The sequence below is a fragment of the Bradyrhizobium sp. P5_C12 genome (assembly GCF_054049735.1).
Genome location: NZ_JBFULU010000009.1, coordinates 39,496 through 54,345, shown reverse-complemented (window position 1 = coordinate 54,345; position 14,850 = coordinate 39,496). Strand labels below are relative to the sequence as shown.

The window sequence follows — 14,850 nt, the reverse complement described above, 5'->3', positions numbered from 1 at the left end:
TCAAGATTCCAGCCCAAAGGCGGGCCCCATGAAGCCGAGAGATATCCGCACGGCCGCAATCGGCCGGGCGCTTCGGCCCAATGTCTGGGATGTCGTCGCGCTGATCCTGGTGATCGGCGCCATGGTGCTGATCGTCTATGGCGGCAAGCAGACCACGGTGCCGCTGTCCGAGCTGGAGCGCGCGCCGGTGTCGCTCGATCCGTCTCACCTGCCATACTACGCCTTGCGCACCACGATGCGGATGCTGCTCGCGATCGTCTGCTCGATCGTATTCACGTTCGTCTATGCGGCGATCGCAGCCAAGAGCCGGCGTGCCGAGCTGGTGATGATCCCTCTGCTGGACATCCTGCAATCGGTCCCGATCCTGGGATTTCTGACCTTCACTGTCGTGTTTTTCATGAATCTGTTTCCGGGGCAGGTGCTCGGCGCCGAGCTTGCCTCGGTGTTCGCGATCTTCACCAGCCAGGCCTGGAACATGACCTTCAGCCTGTACCAGTCGATCCGCAACGTGCCGAAGGATTTGGAAGAGGCGACGCAAAGCTTCCATTTGTCGGGATGGCAGCGCTTCTGGCGTCTCGACGTCCCCTTCGCGATGCCGGGCCTGATCTGGAACGCGATGATGTCGATGTCGGGCGGCTGGTTCTTCGTGGTGGCGTCGGAAGCAATCACGGTGGGCAACACCACGGTGACGCTGCCGGGCATCGGCTCCTACGTCGCGCTGGCGATCCAGCAGCAAAATCTGCCCGCGATCTTCTACGCGATCCTGGCGATGCTGTTCGTCATCATCGCCTATGACCAGTTGCTGTTCCGGCCGATCGTCGCCTGGGCGGATAAATTCCGCTTCGAGCAGACCGCCTCGGGCGAAGCGCCGGCCTCCTGGATGCTCGATCTGTTCCGCCGCACCCGCGCACTGCGCGCCCTCACGCTTCCCTTTGCGGCGCTGAACCGGGCGATCTCGAATTTACGTATCCCGCTGCCGAAACTGTCTGCGGGACGCGGCAAGGAGCGTCCGTCGCGCTTCATCGACACGCTCTGGATCGCAATGGTCCTTGCCGGTACCGCCTACGCGGCCTGGCTGACCTATCGCTACCTTTCGGCCGACCTCGGACTTGCCGACGTCATGGTCGTCATCCGCGACGGATTGATCACGCTGCTGCGCGTCGCCGTCCTGATCAGCCTCGCCACGCTGATCTGGGTGCCGGTGGGCGTGTGGATCGGGCTTCGTCCGAAGCTCGCCGAACGGATCCAGCCGCTGGCCCAGTTTCTGGCGGCCTTCCCGGCCAATCTTGCCTTTCCCGTCTTTGTCGTGGCCATTGTCAGCTTCAAGCTCAATCCAGACATCTGGCTGAGCCCGCTGATGATCCTCGGTACGCAATGGTACATCCTGTTCAACGTGATTGCGGGCGCGAGCGCCTTCCCGACCGATCTGCGCGAGGCCGCCGGCAGCTTCCACCTCGGGGGATGGCGATGGTGGTTCAAGGTGATCCTGCCCGGCATCTTCCCCTATTACGTCACCGGCGCGATCACGGCCTCGGGCGGCTCCTGGAACGCGTCCATCGTCGCGGAGGTCGCGAGCTGGGGCGACATTCACCTGAAGGCCACCGGACTCGGGGCCTATATTGCCAACGCCACCGAGGCCGGGGATTTCCCGCGCGTCGTGCTCGGCATTGCCACGATGTGCACCCTGGTGACGCTGTCCAATCGCCTGGTCTGGCGGCCGCTCTACGCGTTCGGCGAGCGCCGGCTGCGGCTCGGCTGAGGAGGAGGTCATCATGCTCGACCACGTGACGCCATCCACCCTCGTCGATATCCGCGGCGTCTGCCGATCGTTTCCGAAAGGCAGCGGCGAGCAGCTGCTGGTGCTCGAAAAGGTCGATCTCACGATCCACACCGGTGAAATCGTCGGCCTGCTCGGCCGCTCCGGCTCTGGCAAGTCGACGCTGCTGCGCATCATCGCCGGACTGGTCAGCCCGTCCTCCGGGCAGGCGACCTGCCGCGGCGAATCCATCACCGGCCCGCCGAACGGCGTCGCCATGGTGTTCCAGTCATTCGCGCTGTTTCCCTGGCTGACGGTGCTGCAAAATGTCGAGCTCGGGCTGGAAGCGCTCGGCGTCGATGCCGCCGAGCGGCGCAAGCGCGCGCTGGCGGCGATCGACCTGATCGGCCTGGACGGCTTCGAGTCGGCCTATCCCAAGGAGCTGTCGGGCGGCATGCGCCAGCGCGTCGGCTTTGCGCGTGCTCTGGTGGTGCATCCAGACCTCCTGCTCATGGACGAACCGTTCTCGGCGCTCGACGTGCTCACCGCCGAGACGCTGCGCACCGACCTCATCGACCTCTGGATCGAGGGCCGCCTGCCGATCAAGTCGATCCTCATGGTGACGCACAATATCGAGGAAGCGGTGCTGATGTGCGATCGCATCCTGGTGTTCTCATCGAATCCGGGACGCGTCGCCGCCGAGATCAAGGTCGAGCTGGACCATCCGCGCAATCGGCTTGATCCGCATTTCCGCCAGCTCGTCGACAGCATCTATGCCCGCATGACCCAGCGCGCGGAACCCAAGGCGCCGGCGACCGACGGCATTCCCGGTTCAGGTGTCGGCATGACCCTGCATCACGTGTCATCCAACGTGCTGTCCGGCCTGATCGAGACGCTGGCGGGGCCACCCTATCACGGACATGCCGACCTGCCGGTGCTCGCCGGCCAGCTCCAGCTCGCGGCCGACGACATCCTCCATCTCGGCGAGTCGCTGCAACTGCTGCGCTTCGCCCAGCTCAGCGAGGGCGACCTGATGCTCACCGAAGCCGGCAAGCACTTTGCCGGGCTCGCCACCGACGCACGCAAGAAGATATTCGCCGAGCATCTCGTCACCTACGTGCCGGTCATGGGACTGATCCGCCGCGTGCTCGACGAGCGGCCATCCCACACCGCGCCAGCGGCGCGCTTCCGCAACGAGCTCGAAGACTACATGTCCGAGGACTATGCGGACGAGACGCTCAGGACGGTCGTGTCCTGGGGCCGCTATGCCGAGCTGTTCGCCTATGACGAGAAGTCCGAGACGTTCAGCCTGGAAAACCCCGGCGAGAACGGCTGAGCCTCGCGCATCGCGTTCGGATGTGATGGGTGCGGCGAGTTCTGATCGCGCTCAGAACAACAGCGCGACACCGGAGACGAACAGCAGCACGAGCACGATCTTGCGGAACGCGGCCTCGTCGATCCGGCCGAACAGTTTCAGTCCGAGCCACGTCCCGGCGAACAGGAACGGCAGGCCGAGCACGAACAGCTTTGCCGTCTCGAGCGTGACCGCCCCCTTGGCGCCCAGCAGCAGCGCAGCCATGGCGAACACCACGACCGCAACGGGCTGGAAGGTGGCACGCTGAAGCTCCTTGGGCAGGCCGCGCAGATTGCACCAGATGGTGACGACGATGCCGGCAAGCCCGGTCAGTCCGCCGAGCAGGCCGTTGACGAAACCCACCGCCACATCGGCGGCGGCCGGCACGACGGTCGCGACCTTGAGCTGCGGCCGGAAGAACGCATAAAGGCTGTAGGCAATGAGGATCGCTCCAACCGCGATGCGGACGCTGTTCGGGTCGGCCCAGGTCAGAAGCGACACTCCGACCGGCACGCCCGCAACCGCGCCGACCATGAAGGGCCACAGCCGGCGCCAATCGATTGCGGCGCGCAGCTTCCAGACCGAGTAGCCCTGCACCAGAAGGCCGAAGCCGACAATCAGGCTGGCGCTCTGAAGCGGCGTCAGCACGTAGAGCCACAGCGATGCCGCGACCAGGCCGAAGGCAAAGCCGGAGAGGCCGGCCACGAATGCGCCGGCGAACGTCGCCAACAGGAAAAGTGGAAGCTCGATCGCGATCCCGTCCATTGCTCGCTCCATACGTCAGCGAGCAGCGCTTGCGTGGGATCACCACTTCACGGGGAGGCTGCGACATCCCCGAGCTGCAAGCCTAGGTGAAGCCGGTTTGCGCCACAACGGCTTTCCTATGCGGCCCGGATCGCGTCCAGGAATTTTCCAACCTCGACCTTGAGACGGCTGCTCTCGCCGGACAGCGATTTCGCCGACGCGAGCACGTTGGAGGACGCCGATCCGGTCTGGCTCGCGCCGCGCTGCACGTCGACGATGCTGGCGGAGACCTGCTGGGTGCCGCGGGCTGCCTGCTGCACGTTGCGGGAAATCTCCCGCGTCGCCGCCCCCTGCTGCTCGACCGCCGAGGCGATCGCCGACGCGATCTCGGACATGCGGGTGATGGTATCGCCGATCGCCTTGATGGCGCCGACGGAATCCTCGGTCGCGGTCTGGATTCCCGTGATCTGCTGGCTGATCTCGCCGGTGGCCTTGGCGGTCTGCTCGGCGAGCGCCTTGACCTCGGAGGCGACGACGGCGAAGCCGCGTCCGGCCTCGCCGGCCCGCGCCGCCTCGATGGTGGCGTTGAGCGCAAGCAGGTTGGTCTGGCCCGCGATCTGGCTGATGAGCTCGACGACGTCGCCGATCCGGCCGGCGGCCCTGGCCAGCTCGCCGACATGGTCGTTGGTCCGCCCCGCCTGCTGGACCGCTTCGCCGGCGATGCGGGCGGAGTCCTGGACCTGCCGGCTGATCTCGTCGACCGAGGACGCCATTTCCTCCGCAGCCGCGGCAACGGTCTGCACGTTGGTGGATGCCTGTTCTGACGCAGCCGCGACGGTCGCCGTGACCTGTTCGGACTGCTCCGCCGCGCTCGTCAGTGTTCCCGCGGACGCTTCCAGCTCAGACGATGCCGACGACACGGTGTTGATCACGTCGCCGATCATGGCTTCGAAGTCGCGCGCGATCTGGTCCATGCGCTGGCTGCGACGAGCCTTCGCATCGGCTTCGATTGCAGCCGCCTCGTCGGCGGCCTTCTGGGCAATAAGCGAATCCTTGAAGTGCCGGAGCGAGCCCGCCACCTGGCCGATCTCGTCATCGCGGCCGCTCGCGGGAATCTCGACCTCGTGCTGTCCGGCGGCGAGCGCTCCGATCACGTCCGCGAGCCGGCTGAGCGGCCTCACCACGCGGCTGCGCAGCATCATGGTGACGCCGGCGAGCGTGCCGAGCAGCGCCAGCACCGCCACGCCCGCAAGCGCGAGCATCGCCAGCGCGCCATCGCGCGCGGCCGAGGCGCGCTCGGACGCTTCGGCCAGCGCAGCGTCGCGCACCCCGTAGAACATCTGGATGGCCGGCACGATGACCTTCGCCAGATCGTCGGCGTTGATGCCGTACTTGCCGTCACTCCGGGCCGCCGGCATTTCCGTGTCCACGGCGGCCGCAGCTTTTCCGAAATAGGACTCCATTGCCGCTTTGAACGCGGCGGCGATCCGGGATGGATTTCCGAGCTGGTCGATGCCGGCCTCGATGCGCTCGCGGTCGGCCTCGACACGTCCCTGCATACGATCCATCAGCGAGAATTCAGCCGCCGTGAGCGGTCGGCGCGCGCTGAGCGCCGGCGACAGCGTGGCGGCGCGGCTGCCGGCCGAGACGCGCAGATCCTGCGCCGTCCGCGCCAGGCTCAACAGCGCCGCAAGCGAGGAATCGGCATTGACGACCTTCGCCTCGAGCCGGTTCATGATCGGCTCGATATTGCCGATGACCTCGGCAACGCCCGGAAGGAAGCCCTTGGTCGCAGCGCCGTCGCGCGCTGCCAGGGGAACGCTCATGGCGCGATCTGCCGCCGTGTAGATATCCTTGAGCCGCCGCGCAGCACGGTCCAGGTTGTCGATCATCGGTCCGGCGTCATCCAGCACCATGATGGCTCGCCTTGCCCCGTCGAATGCGGCATCAGCGGCTTTCGCGGCCTTTGCGGCAGCATCGATCTGGGCCTGCGTCGCCGGGTTCTCCTGGAAAATCGGGGAAATGTAGGGAGCGCGAAGGCCGGCGACCTGCTGGCTGACCATCAGGGTCGCGCCAAAAGCCTCGACCGTCTTGATCGCGTCGGAGCGATTCGCGTAGATGCGGGTCTGGGGCACCAGCACCTCGGCGCCAAGGATGACTGCAAAAACCGTCACCGTCAGCATCGACAGCGCGAAAAGCTTCCCAATCCGCATCGTGCCCCCCCGAATACATGTCTGTAAATGCCGGAAACCTAGCGGGCGACCGCTAAGACCCCGTTAAGCAACGGCAACGCCGTAGTTCCGCGGGGATCGCCTCGTCGCGGCGCTCCGGAGCCGGAGAGGTTCCGATGGAAAGTGCGACAGAATTGCCGGCAATTGCCGGCCAAATACCTATATCAACGCTTGCAGCGCCATCCGGCCACACTCGCTTACCTCGGAACGTCAATGCTCTCCGTCGAACTCGTCATCGTCGTCGTCCTGATCGTCATCAATGGCCTGCTGTCCATGTCGGAGCTCGCCGTGGTGTCATCGCGCCCGGCGCGGCTGTCGCTGCTCGCCGCCAAGGGCGTGCGCGGCGCCGAGCGGGCGCTGACGCTGGCGGCCGATCCGGGAAAATTCCTCTCGACGGTGCAGATCGGGATCACGCTGGTCGGCGTACTGTCGGGCGCATTCTCGGGCGCGACGCTCGGGCAGCGGCTGACGCAATGGCTGGTGGAGCTCGGCCTGTCGACGGGCATCGCCGACATCGTCGGCGTCGGCATCGTCGTCACCCTCATCACCTACGCGACCCTGATCGTCGGCGAGCTCGTGCCGAAGCAGGTCGCGCTGCGCGACCCCGAGAGCATCGCGGTCAAGGTCGCGCCCGCGCTGCACTGGCTCGCAAGGATATCGCTGCCGCTGGTCTTTCTGCTGGATATCTCGGGCAAGCTGATCCTCGCGTTGCTCGGCCGCGGCGGCAAGGCCGAGGAGAAGGTGTCGGAGGACGAGATTCATCATCTCGTCAGCGAGGCCGAGAGCGCGGGCGTGCTGGAATCGGGCGAAAAGGAGATGATCGCGGGCGTGATGCGGCTCGGCGACCGGCCGGTCGGCGCGATCATGACGCCGCGCACGGAGGTGAACGAGATCGACCTGCGCGATGCCCCGGAGATCATCCGGGAGATCATCGCAAAAAGCCCGCACTCGCGCTTTCCGGTCTCGGACGGCGATCGCGACAAGCCGATCGGCGTGCTCCAGGCCAAGGACCTGCTGGTCGCCTTCATGAGCGAACGCGCGCCGGACCTGCGGTCGCTGGTCCGCGAGGCGCCCGGCATCCCGGCATCGGCCGATGCCCGCGACGTGCTGGCGATCCTGAAAGCCGCTCCGGTTCATGTTGGGCTCGTCTACGACGAATACGGCGCCTTCGAAGGCATCGTGACCACGGCTGACATTCTTGAGTCGATCGTCGGCGCCTTCCATTCCGAGGAGGGACCGCCGGAACCTGCCTATGTCAAGCGCGCCGACGATTCGCTGCTCGTCTCGGGCTGGATGCCGGTCGACGAGTTCGGCGAGCTGCTCGGCATCGAACTGCCGCCGCACCGCTACAACACGGTGGCGGGCCTCGTGCTGCAACAGTTCAACGTGCTGCCCGACGTCGGCGATGCCTTCGATCTCGACGGCTGGCACGTCGAGGTGATCGATCTCGACGGGCGGCGGATCGACAAGATCCTGGCGAGCAGGCGGAGTGAGCAGGCGGCGGCGTGAGTTGCGCGCGCTGAACTCTCCCCACGTGTCGTCCCGGCGAAGGCCGGGACCCATAACCACGGGGCGTAGTTTGGTGCGAGATCAGAGTTGACGAGCCTTCGCCAAACTCAATCCTCGGAGTATGGGTCCCGGCCTTCGCCGGGACGACAGCGGAGCAAGAGGCGTGAGCTTGCCCCAAGCATAGACCTCACCCGAACCGCACCCCGATCCGCTTTTCCTTGCGCCAGACCACGGTGCACCGCAGATGGGTTCCGTCGGCCTGGATGAACAGGGTGAAATGCTCGGGGATGCCGAGGGGGCTGGTGACGTCGAGGGCTGCGCCGGTGTCGGAGAAATTGCGGACGGTGCAGTCGATCGCGCCGCCGCCGAACTCGATGGTTCCGGCCTTCAAGACGCGATGCCTGGCTTTGTCACGCCGCTCGTCCATGGGTCTAATTTACACCCAAAGCTGACGCAGATGTTAAACCCTGGGTTGGCTCCCGACGAAATTACGTGAAGACCAGGCCCGGTGGTATCATACGGTGGACCTGTGCCTCACAGCGCCGGCTGGAACGTGTCCGCCCGCGCCATCCGCCAGGCCTCGCCGAACCGCGGGTCCTCCGTACCTTCGAGCAATTCGCCCGGGCGCAGCGAGGGATAGAGCTGGGCGAAGGACCTGACCTGGGTCGACGAGCTGCGCTGGCTGAAGTGGACCGGCCGCAGCTGCTGCGGATGCGTCAGGCCGGCCGCGGCAATCAGCTCGGTCAGCGAATGCAGCGTCGCGTGATGATAATTGTGCACGCGGTCGATCTTGAGCGGCACGTAGAGCGCGCGCGCCCGGGTCGGATCCTGCGTTGCGACGCCGGTCGGGCAGCGGTCGGTGTGGCAGCTCAGCGACTGGATGCAGCCGAGCGAGAACATGAAGCCGCGCGCCGAATTGCACCAGTCGGCACCGATCGCCATCGCGCGCGCCATGTCGAAGGCGGTCGCGATCTTGCCGGAGGCGCCGAGCTTGATGCGGTCGCGGGCATTGATGCCGATCAGCGCATTGTGCACGAAGTTGACGCCCTCGCGCATCGGCATGCCGAGATGGTCCATGAACTCCAGCGGCGCGGCGCCGGTGCCGCCCTCATTGCCGTCGACGACGATGAAGTCCGGATAGATGCCGGTCTCGAGCATCGCCTTGCAGATCGCCAAAAATTCCCAGGGGTGGCCGATGCAGAGCTTGAAGCCGGTCGGCTTGCCACCGGAGAGCCTGCGCATCTCGGCGATGAACTGCATCATGCCGACCGGCGTGGAGAAGGCGCGGTGCGAGGCCGGCGAGATGCAGTCTTCGCCCATCGTAACGCCGCGGATCTTGGAAATCTCCTCCGAGACCTTCGCCGCGGGCAGCACGCCGCCATGGCCGGGCTTGGCGCCCTGGCTGATCTTGAGCTCGACCATCTTGATCTGGTCTGTGCTGGCGACGCGCGCGAACGCCTCGGGATCGAACGTGCCGTCGAGATGACGGCAGCCGAAATAGCCGGAGCCGATTTCCCAGATGATGTCGCCGCCCATCTCGCGGTGGTAGGGACTGAAGCCGCCCTCGCCGGTGTCATGCGCGAAGCCGCCTTTCCTGGCGCCGGCATTCAGCGCGCGCACGGCATTCGGGCTGAGCGCGCCGAAGCTCATCGCCGAGATGTTGAACACGGAGGCCGAATAAGGCTGCTTGCAGTCCGGACCGCCGATGGTGATGCGGAACTTCTCCTCGGCATGAGCCTGCGGCGAGACCGAGTGATGCATCCACTCATAGCCCTCGCGATAGACGTCCTCCTGGGTGCCGAATGGACGCTTGTCGAGCTGCATCTTGGCGCGCTGATAGACCACCGCGCGGATGTCGCGCGAGAACGGCATGCCGTCCTTCTCGCTCTCGAAGAAATACTGCCGCATCTCCGGGCGGATTTCTTCGAGCAGGAAGCGGATGTGCGCCGAGATCGGGTAGTTGCGCAGCACCGCGTGGCCCTTCTGGAGGAGGTCGCGGACGCCGAGCAGCGTCAGGGCGCCGAAGATCACGATCGGGATCAGCAGGATGTCGAAGATCTTGCGATCGGAGATACCGATGCCGATCAGCAGCGCGGTCACCACCGCGCAGATCGTCAGCACGATGAAGCGCGGCGAGAACGGCAGCAGCAGAGTTTCCATGACACCCTGTTCGAGGGGCCCACGGCTCGATTTTGGCGCTTTGCTATTTTCGTCGGCCACGATTCCCATCCTCTCGCCAGCTTGAGGCGGTACGATACGTCCGCGCCTGTCATACGGATATGACGCGGCCCTTGTTTCAGGCTAGCGAATTCGGCCGAGGTAAATCAATCAGCCGGGAGAACGGGATTTTTGCAGCGCAGCAGAATGTGGGGGGAGGACGGGGCGGCTACCCGGGCAAGGCGCCTACCCACCGCGTCGTCCTGGCGAAAGCCAGAACCCAGAACCCATAACCCATAACCCCTGAGCGGGGTATTGCGAAGCCTGACAACGACCAACCTTCGCCAAACTTGACTCGGTGGGTATGGTCCTGGCTCCCGTGCGCAATTGCGCACTCGGCCAGGACGACACCGAGACAATGAGCGGCGCTTTACCGCTCGACGAAGGCTTTCTCGATCACGAAGTGACCGGGCTTGTTGCCGGAACCCTCGATGAAGTCACGGCCTTCGAACATCACTTTCAGCTCTTCCAGCATCGCCGGGCTGCCGCACATCATGATGCGGTCGGTTGCGATGTCGAGTGGGCCCTGTCCGATGTCGTTGAAGATCTGCTCGGAGCTGATGAGGTCGGTGATGCGGCCGCGATTGCGGAACGGCTCGCGGGTCACGGTCGGGTAGTAGACGAGCTTGTCCGCGAGCAGCTCCCCGAACAGCTCGTCCTCGCGCAGATTGGCGACGAGCTTCTCGCCATAGGCGAGCTCGGAGACTTGGCGGCAGCCATGCACCAGCACGATGGTCTCGAACTGTTCGTAGACGTCGGGGTCCTTGATCAGGCTCGCGAACGGCGCGAGGCCCGTCCCGGTCGAGAGCAGCATCAGCCGCTTGCCCGGGATGAGGTTGTCGGTGATCAGCGTGCCGGTCGCCTTGCGGCCGACCAGGATGGTGTCGCCTTCCTTGATCTTCTGGAGGCGCGAGGTCAGCGGGCCGTCCTGAACCTTGATCGAGAAGAACTCGAGCTCTTCCTCGTGGTTGGCGCTCGCCATGCTGTAGGCGCGCAGCAGCGGGCGGCCGTCGACCTCGAGCCCGATCATCGCGAACTGCCCGTTCTGGAAACGGAAGCCGGAATCGCGGGTGGCGCGGAAGCTGAACAGCGTGTCGGTCCAGTGCTGGACGGAAAGAACCTTCTCTCGGTAAAACGCGCTCATGTGTTTCGATATTCCGAATATTTGCGGTTTTTGAACAAAAGCGTTGCACGGCCCCTGAAAGCGAGGCGGACACCACTTGTCATGGCGGAAGATTGTCCGGTGTGATCTACGCCATTGAGGCCAATAATCAACCTCGTTTCGGATGCAATTGATGCCGATCAAACCGGCATTTGCGGCGGAAATGGCCGCATCATTAACGAATCTGCTGCCCGGCGCGCATGGCGGGCAATTTCTTTTCCCTCCGGGGCTCGATGGCAGCACTTAATTTCCGTCGCGCTCGCGAGAATTTCATTAAGAATAGCTCTGATTTTCGGCGCCGTTTGGCGCCGTTTCCCGCATTTTCGCGGTTTTTGGCGACAGGAGTGATTGAGACCCATGCCCAGCAGCGAACGCATCTTCGTCCAGGCGATCAGGCGCTACTGCGCCCGCCATGGCATTGCCGTCGACATCCGCTCCGACGGCTGGCTGATCGCGATGCGCCGGGGCGAGGCGCGCCACTTCGCCTTCGGCTACGACATCGGCCTCAACAGCGCCATCGCGCATCGTCTCGCCAACGACAAATCGGCGACGGCCGAGGTGCTGACGCTCGAGGGCGTGCCCTGCATTCCTCATCATCTCTTCCTCAACCCGAGCACGGGCGCGCAAATCGCCGGCCCCGGCTGGCGCGACGCGATGCTGGCCCTGCTGGCGCAGCATCCGCAAGGCGTGGTGGTGAAGCCGAACGAGGGCACCTCGGGACGCGCCGTGTTCAAGGTGACGAACGCTGCCGAGCTCGATCGCGCCGTCAGCGAGGTCTTTTCGTCGAGCCTCGGCCTCGTGATCGCGCCTTATGTCGAGATCGAGGAGGAGGTCCGCGTGATCCTGCTCGATCGCAAGCCGATGATCGTCTACCGCAAGGATCGGCCGTCGGTCGTCGGCGACGGGGCGCATACGTTGCGCGAGCTCGCAATCGCAGCAGGGCACGACGGGCAGCTGCGCGAGCTCGACACGCGCGAGGTGAATGCGATCGTCCCGAAGGGCAAGCGGCGCATCCTGAACTGGCGGCACAATCTGGAGGCCGGCGCGCGGCCGGTGCTGATGGAGAATGGCGAGGTGCACGCGGCATGCGTGAGGCTCGCCGTCGACGCCGCCAACGCCATCGGCATCGCCTTCGCCTCGATCGACGTGGTGCGCGCGGATGGCGCGTGGCGCGTGCTCGAGATCAATTCCGGCGTAATGATGGAAACGCTGGCGAAGCTGCATCCGGAGCTGGTGCAGGCCACGTATGACGCGGCGCTGGACCGGGTGTTTGGGGAGGCCGGCTGAGCCCACGCTGTCTCCTTCCCTTCTCCCCTTGTGTGGGAGAAGGTGGCGCGAACCGCCGGATGAGGGGTTCTCTCAACTCGCAAGACTGCTCGTGCGGATAGATACCCCTCACCCGTCTCGCCGCTGCGCGGCGAGCCACCCTCTCCCACAAGGGGAGAGGGTGCAGTGAGTTCGCGGCGCGATCGCTAATTATTCGCGCTCGCGGAATCGTCCATCGCCTTGAAGGCTTCTTCCAGTTGCAGCGAGATCGGCACGTTCAGCCGCTCGCCGGTGGGAAGCCTGGCGGTGAACCATTTGTTGTAGAGCGGCACGAGGTCGCGGTTGGAGCCGAGCTTGCGGAAGGTGCGCTCGACCACTGCGGCGAGTTGCGGCTCGCCCTTGCGGAACATGATGCCGTAGGGATCGTAGGACAGGTAATCGCCGGTGACGCGGAACTTGTCCTGGGCCTTGTGGCGCGCGATCAGGCCCGACAGAAGAATGTCGTCGGTGGCAAAGGCGTCAGCCTTGCCGTCGGCGAGCATCTGGAACGACTGCTCGTGATCGGGCGAGGTGACGATGTTGAGGCCGAGCGAGAACTTCTTGTCGGCCGCATGCATCGCCTGCTCGTTGGTGGTGCCTTTCGTCACCACCACCGTCTTGCCCTTCAGGTCGGTGACGGCCGACACGCTCGACGCCTTCGGCACCATCAGCTTGGTGCCGGCGACGAACATCAGGGGCGAGAAGGCGACGCGTTTGGCGCGCTCGGCATTGGCCGTGGTCGAGCCGCATTCCAGGTCGATCTTGTTCTGGAGCACGGCGTCGATGCGGTCGTCCGAGGTGACCTTGACATAGTCGATCTTCAGATTGGGGTCGTCGACCTCGACGCCGATCTCCTCGACGATGGCCTCGCAGAGCTCGAGGCTGTAGCCGATCGGGCGGTTGGCCTGATCGAGGAAGGAGAACGGCGGCGAGCTCTCGCGATAGCCGAGCCGCACGACATGCGCTTTCTTGATGGCCGACAGCGTCGGGCTGAGCCCTTCGCTGCTGGTCTGGGCGAATGCTGTGGTCGCGAGCAACGATGCCGCGAGCCACAGACAGCCGCCGATCACTGACCTCGTCAGTGTCTGGCCCATGATGCGCTCCTAACCATGGCCGGCCATGGCGGGCACTTCGCCGGGCACCATGTCGCCGGGCACGGCGTCGCCTGGTCCCATCTCATGCTCGGGCCCAAGCTCGCCTTCCCACTTCGCCACGACCGAGGTCGCGAGCGTGTTGCCGATCACGTTGGTGGCGCTGCGGCCCATGTCGAGGAAGGTGTCGATGCCCATGATCATGAGCAGGCCGGCCTCGGGAATGTTGAACTGCGCCAGCGTCGAGGCGATCACGACGAGGGAGGCGCGCGGCACGCCGGCGACGCCCTTGGAGGTGATCATCAGCGTCGCCAGCATCGCGAGCTGCGTGCCGAGCGCCATGTCGATGTGGTAGCTCTGCGCGATGAAGACGGCCGCGAAGGTGCAGTACATCATCGTGCCGTCGAGGTTGAAGGAATAGCCGAGCGGCAGCACGAAGCTCGAGATCCGCGACGAGGCGCCGAAGCGGTTGAGCGCCTCCAGCGTCTTCGGATAGGCCGCCTCCGAGCTCGCGGTGGAGAACGCGATCATCAGCGGCTCGCGGACCAGCTTCAGCAGATGGCTGTAGCGCGGCCCGATCACGATGAAGCCGACGATCACCAGGATCGTCCAAAGGATCGCCAGCGAGAGATAGAAGCCGCCCATGAACACGACGAGCTTCCAGAGCACCAGCAGGCCGTTCTTGGCCACCGTCGCCGTGATGGCGGCCCACACCGCGAGCGGCGCGAACAGCATCACATAGCTCGTCACCTTGAGCATGATGTGGCCGATATCGTCGATCAGCGCCAGGATCGGCTTGGAGCGCTCGGGCATCGCGCCCATCGCCACCGAGAAGAACACGGCGAAGATCACGATCTGGAGGATCTCGTTCTGCGCCATCGCGTCCGCGATCGAGGTCGGGATCAGGTGGGTCAGGAACTTCTCGATCGAGAAGGCCGAGACCGGCAGGCCGGTCGATTGGCCTGCCGCAGGCAGCGTGCCGGGGAAGTTGGCGCCGGGCTGGAGCAGGTTGACCATCACGAGGCCGAGCAGCAGCGAGACGAAGGAGGCGCTGATGAACCAGCCCATCGTCTTGGCGAAGATGCGGCCGAGCTTGGAGCCCGAGCCCATATGGGCGATGCCGCCGACCAGGGTGGCGAACACCAAAGGCGCAATGATCATCTTGATCAGGCGCAAAAACATCATGGCGATCAGGTTGATGGACGAGGCCCAGTCGGCGCGCGTATCGGGCAGGAAGTTGTAGATCGCCGAGCCCATCACGATGCCCAGCACCATCGCCGCCAGAATGTATTGCGTAAACCTGTTCGACATTGCTTACCCCCACGGACACCGGCGCTTCATGATGTCGCAGATATGACAGCGACGCAACACGCTTGGCGTGCGATCGCGTTGTCCAGATGTTCCCGTTGTGAAACTGGACGCGGCGATCTAGCTTTCATGCAGCGCACAACGAATGCGGCTTGCACGTTTTCTTTGCGGCA

The 14,850-nt window shown here is 64.9% G+C and carries 11 protein-coding genes; 4 read left to right on the top strand and 7 right to left on the bottom strand.

The window, feature by feature from the left end; genetic code table 11:
• Positions 1-28 precede the first annotated feature (28 nt).
• Together ACXJMY_RS11020 and ACXJMY_RS11015 are read left to right on the top strand one after the other, a co-directional pair.
• Positions 29-1,759, top strand: a complete 1,731-nt coding sequence (locus ACXJMY_RS11020) for an ABC transporter permease (protein ID WP_456619354.1) — start codon at positions 29-31, stop codon at positions 1,757-1,759.
• A 13-nt stretch (positions 1,760-1,772) separates the two neighbouring features.
• Positions 1,773-3,092, top strand: coding sequence for an ABC transporter ATP-binding protein (locus ACXJMY_RS11015; protein WP_456619353.1), 1,320 nt, complete (start codon positions 1,773-1,775; stop codon positions 3,090-3,092).
• A 51-nt stretch (positions 3,093-3,143) separates the two neighbouring features.
• Here ACXJMY_RS11015 and ACXJMY_RS11010 read toward each other — a convergent pair whose 3' ends face one another.
• Positions 3,144-3,875 (bottom strand): sulfite exporter TauE/SafE family protein, encoded by a 732-nt coding sequence (locus ACXJMY_RS11010; RefSeq protein ID WP_456619352.1) that lies wholly within the window; start codon positions 3,873-3,875, stop codon positions 3,144-3,146.
• Positions 3,876-3,991: 116 nt separating this feature from the next.
• A complete protein-coding gene (locus ACXJMY_RS11005; protein ID WP_456619351.1) occupies positions 3,992-6,067 on the bottom strand; it encodes a methyl-accepting chemotaxis protein in 2,076 nt (691 codons plus the stop codon).
• A gap of 231 nt (positions 6,068-6,298) precedes the next feature.
• On the opposite strand from ACXJMY_RS11005, the gene ACXJMY_RS11000 reads away from it, so the two are divergent.
• Positions 6,299-7,594 (top strand): hemolysin family protein, encoded by a 1,296-nt coding sequence (locus tag ACXJMY_RS11000; RefSeq protein ID WP_456619350.1) that lies wholly within the window; start codon positions 6,299-6,301, stop codon positions 7,592-7,594.
• 187 nt (positions 7,595-7,781) lie between these two features.
• Here the strand turns inward: ACXJMY_RS11000 and ACXJMY_RS10995 are convergent, their stop codons facing one another.
• The 3 genes from ACXJMY_RS10995 to ACXJMY_RS10985 all read right to left on the bottom strand — a co-directional run bounded on the left by ACXJMY_RS10995 (position 7,782) and on the right by ACXJMY_RS10985 (position 10,955).
• Complete coding sequence (locus ACXJMY_RS10995) at positions 7,782-8,021, bottom strand: PilZ domain-containing protein (RefSeq protein ID WP_456619349.1); 240 nt, start codon at positions 8,019-8,021, stop codon at positions 7,782-7,784.
• Positions 8,022-8,128: 107 nt separating this feature from the next.
• Positions 8,129-9,754, bottom strand: coding sequence for an FMN-binding glutamate synthase family protein (locus ACXJMY_RS10990; RefSeq protein ID WP_456619348.1), 1,626 nt, complete (start codon positions 9,752-9,754; stop codon positions 8,129-8,131).
• A gap of 427 nt (positions 9,755-10,181) precedes the next feature.
• Positions 10,182-10,955 (bottom strand): ferredoxin--NADP reductase, encoded by a 774-nt coding sequence (locus tag ACXJMY_RS10985; RefSeq protein ID WP_456619347.1) that lies wholly within the window; start codon positions 10,953-10,955, stop codon positions 10,182-10,184.
• Between the two features lie 375 nt (positions 10,956-11,330).
• Here ACXJMY_RS10985 and ACXJMY_RS10980 point away from each other — a divergent pair, with 375 nt between their 5' ends.
• Positions 11,331-12,260 carry an ATP-grasp domain-containing protein gene (locus ACXJMY_RS10980; protein WP_456619346.1) on the top strand — a complete coding sequence of 310 codons (930 nt, stop codon included), beginning with the start codon at positions 11,331-11,333 and terminating at the stop codon, positions 12,258-12,260.
• Positions 12,261-12,445: 185 nt separating this feature from the next.
• Here the strand turns inward: ACXJMY_RS10980 and ACXJMY_RS10975 are convergent, their stop codons facing one another.
• Positions 12,446-13,372 (bottom strand): amino acid ABC transporter substrate-binding protein, encoded by a 927-nt coding sequence (locus tag ACXJMY_RS10975; RefSeq protein ID WP_456619345.1) that lies wholly within the window; start codon positions 13,370-13,372, stop codon positions 12,446-12,448.
• Between the two features lie 9 nt (positions 13,373-13,381).
• A complete protein-coding gene (locus ACXJMY_RS10970; protein ID WP_456619344.1) occupies positions 13,382-14,680 on the bottom strand; it encodes a dicarboxylate/amino acid:cation symporter in 1,299 nt (432 codons plus the stop codon).
• Positions 14,681-14,850 lie beyond the last annotated feature (170 nt).

Excerpts from the sequence above, each read along its gene's own strand:
- ACXJMY_RS11020 (WP_456619354.1), top strand. The coding sequence starts at position 29 with ATGAAGCCGAGAGATATCCGCACGGCCGCAATCGGCCGGGCGCTTCGG.
- ACXJMY_RS11015 (WP_456619353.1), top strand. The coding sequence starts at position 1,773 with ATGCTCGACCACGTGACGCCATCCACCCTCGTCGATATCCGCGGCGTC.
- ACXJMY_RS11010 (WP_456619352.1), bottom strand. The coding sequence starts at position 3,875 with ATGGACGGGATCGCGATCGAGCTTCCACTTTTCCTGTTGGCGACGTTC.
- ACXJMY_RS11005 (WP_456619351.1), bottom strand. The coding sequence starts at position 6,067 with ATGCGGATTGGGAAGCTTTTCGCGCTGTCGATGCTGACGGTGACGGTT.
- ACXJMY_RS11000 (WP_456619350.1), top strand. The coding sequence starts at position 6,299 with ATGCTCTCCGTCGAACTCGTCATCGTCGTCGTCCTGATCGTCATCAAT.
- ACXJMY_RS10995 (WP_456619349.1), bottom strand. The coding sequence starts at position 8,021 with ATGGACGAGCGGCGTGACAAAGCCAGGCATCGCGTCTTGAAGGCCGGA.
- ACXJMY_RS10990 (WP_456619348.1), bottom strand. The coding sequence starts at position 9,754 with ATGGAAACTCTGCTGCTGCCGTTCTCGCCGCGCTTCATCGTGCTGACG.
- ACXJMY_RS10985 (WP_456619347.1), bottom strand. The coding sequence starts at position 10,955 with ATGAGCGCGTTTTACCGAGAGAAGGTTCTTTCCGTCCAGCACTGGACC.
- ACXJMY_RS10980 (WP_456619346.1), top strand. The coding sequence starts at position 11,331 with ATGCCCAGCAGCGAACGCATCTTCGTCCAGGCGATCAGGCGCTACTGC.
- ACXJMY_RS10975 (WP_456619345.1), bottom strand. The coding sequence starts at position 13,372 with ATGGGCCAGACACTGACGAGGTCAGTGATCGGCGGCTGTCTGTGGCTC.
- ACXJMY_RS10970 (WP_456619344.1), bottom strand. The coding sequence starts at position 14,680 with ATGTCGAACAGGTTTACGCAATACATTCTGGCGGCGATGGTGCTGGGC.